General features: G+C 35.8%; 10 protein-coding genes. All 10 read left to right on the top strand.

Annotated features, from left to right (window positions below):
• The coding region (locus BK820_RS12860; protein ID WP_071321148.1) for a restriction endonuclease subunit S at positions 1-1,237 on the top strand (1,237 nt) is incomplete at its 5' end.
• 59 nt (positions 1,238-1,296) lie between these two features.
• Positions 1,297-4,332 carry a type I restriction endonuclease subunit R gene (locus BK820_RS12855; RefSeq protein ID WP_071321147.1) on the top strand — a complete coding sequence of 1,012 codons (3,036 nt, stop codon included), beginning with the start codon at positions 1,297-1,299 and terminating at the stop codon, positions 4,330-4,332.
• A gap of 75 nt (positions 4,333-4,407) precedes the next feature.
• Positions 4,408-5,508 carry a hypothetical protein gene (locus BK820_RS12850; RefSeq protein WP_071321146.1) on the top strand — a complete coding sequence of 367 codons (1,101 nt, stop codon included), beginning with the start codon at positions 4,408-4,410 and terminating at the stop codon, positions 5,506-5,508.
• A gap of 28 nt (positions 5,509-5,536) precedes the next feature.
• Entirely contained in the window at positions 5,537-6,088 is a 552-nt protein-coding gene (locus BK820_RS12845) for a helix-turn-helix domain-containing protein (protein WP_071321145.1), read from the top strand.
• A 125-nt stretch (positions 6,089-6,213) separates the two neighbouring features.
• A complete protein-coding gene (locus BK820_RS15525; RefSeq protein WP_171260619.1) occupies positions 6,214-6,387 on the top strand; it encodes a hypothetical protein in 174 nt (57 codons plus the stop codon).
• Between the two features lie 75 nt (positions 6,388-6,462).
• Complete coding sequence (locus BK820_RS12835; protein ID WP_071321143.1) at positions 6,463-7,341, top strand: DUF4747 family protein; 879 nt, start codon at positions 6,463-6,465, stop codon at positions 7,339-7,341.
• A 79-nt stretch (positions 7,342-7,420) separates the two neighbouring features.
• Positions 7,421-8,098: a hypothetical protein gene (locus tag BK820_RS12830; RefSeq protein WP_034675506.1), complete on the top strand. Its 678-nt coding sequence runs from the start codon at positions 7,421-7,423 to the stop codon at positions 8,096-8,098.
• 289 nt (positions 8,099-8,387) lie between these two features.
• A complete protein-coding gene (locus BK820_RS12825) occupies positions 8,388-8,837 on the top strand; it encodes a hypothetical protein (protein WP_048882498.1) in 450 nt (149 codons plus the stop codon).
• A gap of 45 nt (positions 8,838-8,882) precedes the next feature.
• Positions 8,883-10,082: a TolC family protein gene (locus BK820_RS12820; protein ID WP_071321142.1), complete on the top strand. Its 1,200-nt coding sequence runs from the start codon at positions 8,883-8,885 to the stop codon at positions 10,080-10,082.
• 11 nt (positions 10,083-10,093) lie between these two features.
• Positions 10,094-11,572, top strand: coding sequence for an efflux RND transporter periplasmic adaptor subunit (locus BK820_RS12815; protein ID WP_071321141.1), 1,479 nt, complete (start codon positions 10,094-10,096; stop codon positions 11,570-11,572).
• Positions 11,573-11,575: the final 3 nt, after the last annotated feature.

The following is an 11,575-nucleotide window of genomic DNA, read 5'->3' as shown; positions in this document are numbered from 1 at the left end:
CAAACCCGGTACGGTTCACTTTGGAAAAGGCTTAAACATTACTAAAGAAAACTTAGAAGATGTCGGAATTCCCTGTGTAAATTATGGTGAAGTCCATTCTAAATATGGTTTTGAGGTCAATCCTGAAGCTCACCAATTAAAATGTGTATCGGAAAGTTACTTGAAAAGTTCACCAAAATCTTTACTTAAATATGGTGACTTTGTATTTGCTGATACATCAGAAGATATTGATGGATCGGGAAATTTTACTTACTTGAATAGCCATCAGATGACCTTTGCTGGTTATCATACAGTCATTGTTCGACCTAAAAATAATATTAATGTTAGATTTTTGGCTTATGTGTTTGATTCATTAAGTTTTCGAAATCAAATTCGTAAAGCTGTTAAAGGTGTAAAAGTTTATAGCATTACTAAGTCGATTCTTAAAGACACGACTATTTGGTTACCTGATGTTGATTGTCAGCATGAAATATCACAATTTTTAGATACAAAGGTTGGTGAGCTGAACCAAGCTATTGCCATTAAAGAACAGCAAATTGCTTTACTGAATGAACGTAAGCAAATTGTGATTCAAAAAGCAGTGACGCAAGGTTTAAATCCAAATGTACCAACGATGGATTCGGGTGTGAAGTGGATTGGGCAGATTCCTGAGCATTGGGAAGTTGTCCGAGCTAAATTTTTATTTGATGAAGTTGATGAACGTTCATCTGAAGGGCAAGAAGAATTATTATCTGTTTCACATATGACAGGTGTAACGCCACGCTCTGAAAAAATTGTTTCTATGTTTATGGCTGAAGATTATTCAGGCTCTAAATTATGTAAAAAGAATGACTTAGTTATGAACATTATGTGGGCATGGATGGGGGCATTGGGGGTTTCTGCTTATGAAGGAATAGTGAGTCCGTCTTATGGTGTTTATAGACAGAAGAAACCTAATATCTTTAATGCTCAATATTTAGAGTATCTATTGAAAACCACTAAATATATTGAACATTACAATCGTGTATCCACTGGCTTACATTCGTCACGACTCCGATTTTATGGGCATATGTTCTTCAATATGAAAATTGGTTTTCCATCATTTGAAGAGCAGAATGAAATTATTGAAGCGATTAATGAGCAATCTATAAAAATTGATTTAGCTCTTAACAATCTAACAGCACAAATTGAAAAGCTTAAAGAATATAAAACCACACTCATTAATGATGCTGTTACAGGCAAAATTAAAGTGGCATAAATCTTCATATAGCTTTTAAAAAATTATAAACCGCCAATGCAGAGCGTAGAGGAATACTTGTGAACAAAAATTTAAACGAACTGGCTTTAGAAAAAAATATCGAACGTGCATTGGTCGGTATCTGTAAAGAAGACCTTGCTCAAGGCATCGCTCAAGCCCATACGGGTTTGGGCTATGTCATCGGGCATGTGTCCGACTTTAATGAAGACTATGCCATTGATGAAAAACTGTTTTTTCAATTTTTAGAAAGCACTCAAAAAGATAGCTTAGATGCCTACAAAGCCTATAATAAAAACGACTGGAAACAAAAAATTCTAGGACGTTTTGACAAGCTCATTAAAAAACATGGCATTGCCTATATGCTCAAAAAAGGCATGGCACTTGATGAGCAACATTTTCATTTTATGTACCCATGCCCATTGGCAAGCAGTAGCCAATCGGTTAAACAAAATTTTGCGTCTAATATTTTTAGCGTGACACGACAAGTGCAGTATTCACTCAAAAACCGTCGTGAAGAAATTGATATGGTCATCTTCCTTAATGGTTTGCCATTGGTGACGATGGAACTTAAAAATGCATGGACAAATCAAACAGCACGTTATCACGGTCAAAAACAATATCGTGAAGATCGTGACCCAACACAGCCATTGCTTACGCCTGCACGTTGCTTGGTGCATTTTGCTGTCGATACCGATGAAGTCTATATGACCACCAAATTAGAAGGTAAAAAGACCTACTTCTTACCATTTAACAAAGGTACAGCATCAGGTGGGCAAGGTAATCCTGTTAATCCAAACGGATATAAAACGGCATACTTGTGGGAAGAAATCTTTGCCAAAGAAAGCTTGGTTAATATTGTTCAACACTTTGTCCGTTTAGACGGTAAAGATTCAGATCAACTCAGCAAACGCACCTTGTTTTTCCCACGTTATCATCAACTTGATGTGGTGCGTAAAATCATTCGTGATGTGTCACAACACGGTGTGGGCAAACCGTATCTGATTCAGCACTCGGCAGGTTCGGGTAAATCGAACTCGATTACTTGGGCAGCCTTTCAATTGATTGAAGCATACCCAAACAATGCACTAGCAGCAGGCAAACGAGCATTGCATCAGCCTTTGTTTGATTCGGTAATTGTGGTGACAGACCGTAAAATCTTAGATAAACAACTGCGCGATAATATTAAAGATTTTTCGGAAATCAAAAACATTATTGCCCCTGCAATGAACAGTGCAGAGCTAAAAAGTGCTTTAGAAACGGGTAAAAAAATTATTATCACCACTATTCAAAAGTTCCGTATCATTTGGGATAGCGTGACTGATCTAAGTGATAAAAATTTTGCCATTATTATTGATGAAGCACATAGCTCACAGTCAGGTGAAGCGCATAACAGCATGAATCGAGCAATGGGCAATGAAGCCTTAAAAAATGCTGATGATGTTCAGGACATGCTTGTGGCAATGATGACCACACGTAAAAAGCGTGAAAATGTATCGTACTTTGCTTTTACTGCAACGCCTAAAAACACCACATTAGAAAAGTTTGGTCAACTAGATGTTGCGACAGGCAAATATGTACCATTTCATCTATACAGTATGAAACAAGCCATTGAAGAAGGCTTTATTTTAGATGTGTTGGCAAACTATACGACATATAAGAGCTTTTATGAGATTCAAAAGTCGATTGAAGACAATCCAATGTTTGAATCGAAAAAAGCACAACGTATTTTAAGAGCCTATGTGGAAGCGTCGCAACAATCGATTGATGCGAAAGCCAGTATTATGCTGGAGCATTTCATTGATAATGTAGTCAATAAGAAAAAACTCAAAGGCGTAGCAAAGGGCATGGTCGTGACTCAAAGCATTGAAGCTGCGATCCGCTATTACTTGTCACTTAAAAAATTGCTAGAGCAAAAAAATAAACCATTTAACATCATGATTGCATTTTCAGGTGAGAAAGAAGTTGATGGTAAAACCTATACTGAAGAATCGTTGAATGGCTTTAATGACACAAAAACAAAAGAAAAGTTTGATCTAGATGAAAACCGCATTTTGGTTGTAGCAAACAAATATCTGACTGGTTTTGATCAGCCTAAACTGACCACGATGTATATTGATAAAAAGCTCACAGGCGTACTATGTGTACAGGCTTTGTCACGTTTAAACCGTGCTGCGCCTAAATACAACAAACGCACAGAAGACTTGTTTATCTTAGATTTTTACAATGATGTTGATGATATTAAAAAAGCCTTTGATGATTTTTACACCTCGACTTCATTGTCTGAAGCAACAAATGTCAATGTACTGAATGACATTAAAACAGCATTAGATGACAAAGGCATTTACGAATTACATGAAGTGGTGAAGTTTAATGAACTGTTCTTTAGTAATGCGTCAGGCAGTGATCTAAGCCCAATCATTGATACAGTGGCAACACGTTTCGATGAAGAGAGAAAAGACTCTTGGGAACATGAGCAACGGGTTGATTTTAAAGTTAAGGCAAAACAGTTCGTTAAGATTTATGCTCAAGTCTCTTCCATCTCACGGTTTAATAACAAGGAGTGGGAGCAATTGTATTGGTTCTTAAAATTCCTTATTCCGAAACTGAATGTACAAGATGGACGCTTAAATGGTATTGATGACCTGTTGGAATCAGTCGATTTAAGTACTTATGCCTTGAAGCGTGAGCATATCAACAAGACCATTACGCTTGATGCCGAAGAAACGGTTTTAGATCCACAAAATCCAAACCCTCGTAATCCAAGCGAAGAAAATGATGATGAAACTTTAGATTCGATCGTTGCCAAGTTTAATGAAAAGTGGTTTCAGGATTGGAGTGCGACACCACAAGATCAACGGGTGATAATCATTGATTTGGTGAAACGTATTCAGCAGCATCAAAACTTTATGAAGAAGTATAAGCAGACGCAAGACCCACAGAACAGAGCATTGGTATTTAAAAAGATGCTCGATGAAATTATGGTAGTACAGCGTAAGAATATGGTGGACTTGTATAACCTTTACCGTAAAGATTCAGCATTCCAAGATACGTTTAGTCAGACCTTGGAAAACTTGATCGAGATGGAAGAGGTTTAGTTTTACTTACAGAAGCCATCATTAATGGTGACTTCTGTTTAGCCTAATTTATTTAAAAATATTTGAGGGGGATAGGTGAGAGAGTCAATAGCAAATGTTTTGGATGTAAGACCTAATTTAAAAGGCTCTGAAATAGCAGCAATTCTTGGATGGAATAAAAAAGAAATAAATTCATTCCTAGCGCAGCATTCTGATGTCTATATAAGAGATGAGTCTGATTTTACGTGGAATAATAAAAATCCGTTAAATGTTAAAGAAATAAAAATTGATTTTCCTTCCGGATGGATAGATGCGGAAGTATATGAAAATAAGGTTTTAGCGGGATGTGATTTTTTCAAGGATACGGCAAGGGTATCCTTTATCTTTAAAAAAAATACTAAATTATTATTGGAAGTTATTGCTAGATTTATCTCATTGATAAATCAGCTTAATGATTATGGCATTAAGGTTGTTGTAGATCTTGATAATTGTTCTGGAGCACATAGCTATTTGAATAGAAATGGTTTTTTTGATTTCACCAATAAAGGGATCATTGTCTTACCTAAACGACCTACTTATTCAACAGCACAACAATTTAAGGGAAATTGTCAGTCTTTAGTTGAGTTTGGTGAAATTTGTCCACAGAGTGAAAATAAACAATTAAAAAGTGACTTGAGGACAAGTTTTATTGCGCAGACATCATCAGAATATGCGAATGTAGCCACTCTATTTTTTGCTGAATTTATTGGGAATGTCAGTGATCATAGTGAGTCTAAATTGAAGGGATTTGCTGGATTACAGCTATATAGTCCACCGAATTCAAAACAGCATATACAAGCTGTAATTTCTGATAGTGGTAGAGGAGTAGTGGCAACATTAAGGACGACTCTTAAACATAACTATCCAGATCTATATAAAAAATATCCTGAGGGCCAAGAAGAATCAGATATAGGTTTGGCATTGGAAGTTTTTTCAAAAGGAAGAATTACTCGGTTTGGTAAAAGTAGTGGTAGAGGATTAGGTTTTAAAAGTACAACTGATAATGCAAGTAGGTTTGATGCAAATCTAAGTATTAGGTTGAATAATTTTAGTATTCAATTGATCTATCGAAAAGGTGAGCTGATTAGTGAAGATATACTTAGAAATCTAACATATATACATGGCACACATATCTGTTTTGATTTTATAATTGACTGAAGCTGTTTAAACAGGTTAAATTTAACAGATGACTAAAAAAAATTTTATAGAGCTTAGAAAACTTGTTAACTCATCTGTTGCTTTTGGCAATCAAGAAGGGAGAGAGGTTTATCAAGCTATATCAATGTATATTGATGAACACCCTGAGTACTCTATTTTCGAGGTATCTTTACGAGGTATTGATGCTACAGATGCCTCTTTCCCGAGAGAAAGTATCGTATCACTGGCAAAAAATTTCCGTGGGGAAAAAGCTTTTTATTTAACAAATTTTAAGAACAAAGATTTAATAGATAATTGGCAATACGGTGCAGAGGCTAAAGAGCAACCTTTGTTAATTAAGCATGAAGACAAGCAGCTTTGGATAGGTCCAAAAGTTAATTCAGCAACACAAGAATTGCTAGATTTTATTTATGAACAACCAAAAGTTACAACCTCTTTGATTGCTAATCATTTTGATGTTTCTATTCCGAACGCAAGCATGAAGCTAAAAAAACTGTTTAATCAAGGTTATATCTTAGGTGAAAAAGAAACAGCATCTTCTGGTGGGCATGAGTTTGTTTATCGACCAATAAAAGATTAAATAATCTGATTAAACTGTTTGACTTAATCAGGTTTATTGGGTTATAGTCTTCAAAAGGGCGAAAAGCCCTTTTTGAAACCTTCTGATTAAACAGATTAAATTAAACAGAAATAAGGAGTTTAGCTATGGCTACAAATCCTCCATCAGGCGATGGACATCGTAATGGAATGGTTCGTGATCGTTCTCAAACACAAACCCCAAGTGGACATTGGGTTAAACGTGACACTGATACTGGGCGTTTTATGGATGTTAAGACATCTGATAAGACACCCTTTAAAGGTGTACGTAAAGAAAAATAAACCAGTAAATAATGCTCAATGGCTTTTCGAAGCCATTGAGTATCCTATTAAATTTTTGAATTAGAGGTTGTAATAATGGCGCGTAACCGTACTGTAAACTATGCTGTTGTTGATATTAAATTACTTCGAGAAGGTACAACAGTTGAAACTTATGTTGAGCTTTTTGAAGAACTTCGGAAAAATCCTAGACCGATTCCAATGGAACGTAATAACTATCTAAAATTTCGCTTTATAAAACCATTAAATGAAGAGAACTTGCTTAATGGTTTTAGTGGAGAAGTTTTTAAAAGTAATGGACTTACAAGTGATTGGTATGACGAAGAAAAAAATGAAAGGAATCGCCATAAAAATGTAGAGGAAAACTATATTCCATCTAATTTAAAAGCAAATCCAAGATTCTTTAAATTTATATTCTTTCCTTTACATCAAAAATTGGTTTGTGAAGTGAAGGACCCTGAAAATGAGATCCAAATTGGATTGCTTGAAAAGTTTTTAAAGAAGCTAATTATAACGGATAAATTGCAGGACAAATTTGGACGAATCATAGTTAGTACAGTCCCTGAAGTAATTTCAGCAGAAAAGATTATCAATTCGAAAACTTTAAAACGAATTCAAATCTGTTTAGAAAAGCCAGAAATAGGTGAGCAGTTCGATTCATCTCACAAAGTTATTTCTCATATGGTTGATATGAATACAGAGTCTTATATTCAGACATATATCGCAGGTAAAAATGATTTTTTAAACTTAAGCGATGAAGTAAAAGAGCTCATAAAGTTTGCTGCAGAGCATGGCATTATTGAATATAAGATCGAAAATCAAGAAGGGTTAATAGAAGATAAAAGTACTGCTGAATCTAACCCTTTAATTATTAGAGTTCAGTATGATCCAGATGAAACAGATCAACATTATTTGATCCAAGCTAAAGCATTGGAAATTGTAAGTAACATTAATTAGTGGTCAAATTCGAAGTAGTGAATAGAGTGGGGTGCTATTTCATCCCACAGGTTTAACTAGCCATTTGGAGTAGTAATCATTGGATGTAATCTTAAAATATTTACCTCTTATCATTTTTATTTACCCAATTTTATCTTGGTTAGATAGCAGAAAACGCTTTACCCATAGTGCAAAATTTTATGCAGATAGGGCGGTATCTGTTAAAAAATATGAAGAAGAAATTAAGCGAGCTGATATCACTGATTATGAAAAGAGTGCCTTTGCACAGGCAATGATTGCCACTGAAAAACTAGGCTTTAAGGAAGTGAATATTCTTAAGCTAAAATCCCCTAATAACTTTTTTTCAATGGTCAATAAAATAAAAAAAATTAGACATAAGATAGAAGTTAAAAAATTTGGGCAGGAAGATGTATTCATTTCAATCGATAGATCTAAGGCATTAAAATTTAAACCAATAATTTATTTCCTTTTATACGTATCATCAGTACCAATTTTTATATCAAATACTCTCTTAACTTTGTTGTTTAAATATTTAGGATGGAACTTGTTTTTTGTCGATGAAAATACATATATTTTTTCTCAATTTGCTATCTTAATAGTTGGAGTCTTAGTAGCAATTATTTCTGCTATGAAATTCATCAATCATGAAGTTTTAATGTCACTTATTAAAGAGGATGTTGTTATGGCAAAAGAAGAATTCGAAAGAGTGGATGATGCTGAAGAGCATTCACAAGATAATTTGATCGAGCTTGGGTAAATCTGGGTTAAAGAACATGGACGTTCTTTAATAGTTACAATAGTTTCAATTGCTAGTTAAACTTCCACCACCTCTAAGATAAGTAAGCTTACTTTGTACTAACTCAAACTAGGTACAGTTTAAATCCTTTTAGTACAGTTCCAGAAAATAACTAAATAAAGCTTCAGTTCCTATAAGCTATCCCTTTATCAAAGGATAGCTTGAAAATTTGAGATATATTTTCATATAGGATTTACTTCCTAGAAGCTATTCAGTATGCTTTTCACGTTTCATTTTGATCTAACTTGCTATGTTGGCTAATAAGTTTGTTAAGCTTATCCTCGTATCAGTCCTGTTTTTGTTTGCTATAACAACTACGGGGATTTATACGTGGGCGCCTGTAATAGCAAAAAATCTAGACCATCATCATGAACTGAGTATTTCTGTAGAAACAGAAGATTCGAGTCAATGGTCATTAGCTCATCATGATGAAGTTCTGAGTACAGCAGATCAAGATAAAAAAAATCATAACTGGACAAGTTATGATGAACCCGCATTTCATCATTCAGTAAAGCCAATTCAAGCTGATGATCATTTCTCAATTGATCCAGTCTTTTTCCTTAGTTTTGCTTTACCTTTAATCCTCTTATTTTTAGGTTTATTTGAACGCCCAATTCGGTCTTTTAAACTTAGGAAAAGGATTAACTTTCTTTGTAATTCCTACGCATTTACCAAGACTCTCATTGTTCTAAGAAATTGATTTAACTATACAAAAATATTTTTCATTTTTTGTATAGGTATAGTCATGTCTAAAAAAAGTCAGGTAATTTTCGCCTGTGGCTTAGTCATCATTGCTCCGCAGTTATTTGCAGGAACAAATTATGCACAGTTACAGCAGCAAGCTATTGCAAATGATTCAGTTCTAAAAAGTTTGCAGCAATCTCAGCAGGCTTATGATGTAAATCAAAAATATGCTGGTCGGCTGAACAATCCAACTTTCAATGTCGAATTGGATAATCTAGGTAATTCCAAGCTTAAAGACTTGGATGGCCCAACGGCATTCATGGGTTTGTCCCAAGAAATTCCGTTGAATAATAAACTTGCCTTGCGTAAGCAATTAGCGGGTTTGCAAGGAAATAATAACCAATTTGAGATTACTCAACGACAAGCAGAGTTAAAAGCCGATTTTCGAATCTGCATGTCTAATTGGTATGCAGCTTCTCAGCGAGCAGAAATTTATGCTGCAGAGAGCAAGCTGAGTGCAAGACAAGCAACAGTTCTAAATGAAAAGCTAAAGTATGGACGGGTGATTCCATCTGATGTTCAGCTTAATTCGGCTTTATCTGTTGAGTCTAAACTGCGTTATCAAAATGAATTGAAAAAGGTTCAGTTTCAGAAAAATCTCTGTTCAAAATTTGCTTTTGATTTGCCAGCCAATGCTATTGATGTTCCTTTAACGATTAACTTCACCGACAAGGTGAGCTTATCTGAACAGCAGGCATTGCTCAAAAAGCAGCAGGCAAAAACTCAATTTGAATTAGCAAAAAAAGAAGCGGTTCCTGACATCACGCTTGGCGTTGGTGTGCGTAATTATCAAGAAACCGATGACAAAGTTTTTTTGATTTCCACATCAATTCCGCTTTCGATATTCAACCGTAATACCGGCAATATTGCACTCGCACAAGCACAGCAAACCAATGCGGAAACGCGTTCAGAATTAATCAATCGAAACTCAAAGATTGAATTGGATAACAAATCTATTGAGGTGTCCAGTTTGATTGATGCAATCAAGCAATATGACCAATCTGTTTTACCTGCAACAAAAGAAAGTTTACGCATTGCAGAAATGGGTTATCAGGCAGGAAAAATTTCATTATTGGAATTTAATAGCATTAAACAAGTTTGGTTAGACAAACATCTCGCTCGATTTGATCTGTGGTTGGCTTTGCAAAATCAGATTGCAGAAGTTGAACGAAATTATGTAACGAATTTAGATCAAGAATAAGGGCAGAGAACATGAATAAACCAAAGAATACGGTCATTGCTACAGGCGTTATGGCTTTACTTGTCATGTTGTGTGCTCTGGCTTGGTACAAAACAGGAAACAAATCACAGACGTCTTCAGCACATGGTGAAGCTGTCGAAGAAAAAGCTGCTGTCGCAGGCGATGAAAAAGGTCCACATGGTGGACGCTTATATCGTGATGGAGACTTTTCGGCAGAGGTAAAAATTTTTGAAGAAGGTGTAGAGCCGCATTTACGTGTCTATGGCTACTACAAAGATCAGCCTTTAAAGCCGAGTGAGATTAACGCGAATATTTTTATTAAGCGTTTAGATGCTGAGCAAACCATTCGCTTCAAACCTGAAAGTGATTACTTGATTGGCGATGAAATTGTTTATGAACCGCATTCGTTCTTGATGGTGATTAATGTTGATTATCAAGGCAAGAAACACAGCTGGAAATGGGAGACCAAAGAAGGCCGTGTAACCATGTTGGATAGCAGTATCAAAAGCAGTGGCTTAGAACTTCTTAAAGTTGAACCTATGACGTTTGAGAATGCGCTTGAGCTTAAAGGCGAGCTTAAATTCCCAGACAATTTTGAAAGTTTCATTACACCTAAAGCAAGCGGAACACTCATCAAAACCTATCGCACTATTGGTGATAAAGTCAGCCAAGGTGATCTGTTAGCAACTGTTCAAAGCCAAGATCTGATCCGCTTAAATGCTGAGCGATCCATTGCATTAGATAATTTGCAATTTTCACGCAAAAAAATGGAACAGGAACGCGCATTATTTCAAAAACGCGTATCGCCTGAAATTGACTACATCAACGCAAAACGTGAATATGATGATGCACAGACTCGTGCAAATGAGCTGAATAGCTTAATCCGCTCTTACGGTGGTTCAGGAAATGGGACGATTGAAGTTAGAGCAGCAATGTCGGGCACAGTTTTACAAGTGCTTGCTGCTGTGGGTTCAAATGTAACACCAGCTTCACCACTCTTTAAAATTGCCAATACTTCACAGTTGCTTGCAGTGGTCAATGTACCTGCGGATAAATTAAATGCGATTAATCCAAATGCAAAAGTAACAGTTAAACCTCAAGTACAGGAAAGTACGGAGGAAGCACTGGGTAAGATTAAATACATTAGTGATGTGATTGATCCTAAAACACGTACTGCTCAAGTCTTTATTGAGATTGCGAACCAATTCAAATGGCGTTCTGGTCAGCTTGTTACCGCACAAATATTCGAAAATCAAAGTACGAAAGCAATGGTTGTGCGTGAAGATGCATTACAAAACTTCCGTGATTGGGATGTGGTATTTATCCGTGTAGGCAATGACTTTGAAGCACGTCCTTTAGAACTAGGCGATAAATATAATGGTTTTGTCGAGGTGAAATCTGGTCTTAAAGCAGGTCAGGTGTATGCAGCAGGCAATTCCTACTTATTAAAAGCAGAGCTGGGTAAATCTGGCGCTACTCATGATCACTAAGGG

Source organism: Acinetobacter sp. LCT-H3 (genome assembly GCF_001866125.1).
Taxonomy (GTDB): Bacteria; Pseudomonadota; Gammaproteobacteria; order Pseudomonadales; family Moraxellaceae; genus Acinetobacter; species Acinetobacter schindleri.
Note: the sequence above shows the minus strand (reverse complement) of the source record. Positions and strands in the feature narration are given on the sequence as shown.

What these genes read in the sequence shown, in the direction of transcription:
- BK820_RS12815 (WP_071321141.1), top strand. Translation starts at nt 10,094, where the DNA reads ATGAATAAACCAAAGAATACGGTCATTGCTACAGGCGTTATGGCTTTA.
- BK820_RS12820 (WP_071321142.1), top strand. Translation starts at nt 8,883, where the DNA reads ATGTCTAAAAAAAGTCAGGTAATTTTCGCCTGTGGCTTAGTCATCATT.
- BK820_RS12845 (WP_071321145.1), top strand. Translation starts at nt 5,537, where the DNA reads ATGACTAAAAAAAATTTTATAGAGCTTAGAAAACTTGTTAACTCATCT.
- BK820_RS12835 (WP_071321143.1), top strand. Translation starts at nt 6,463, where the DNA reads ATGGCGCGTAACCGTACTGTAAACTATGCTGTTGTTGATATTAAATTA.
- BK820_RS15525 (WP_171260619.1), top strand. Translation starts at nt 6,214, where the DNA reads ATGGCTACAAATCCTCCATCAGGCGATGGACATCGTAATGGAATGGTT.
- BK820_RS12825 (WP_048882498.1), top strand. Translation starts at nt 8,388, where the DNA reads ATGTTGGCTAATAAGTTTGTTAAGCTTATCCTCGTATCAGTCCTGTTT.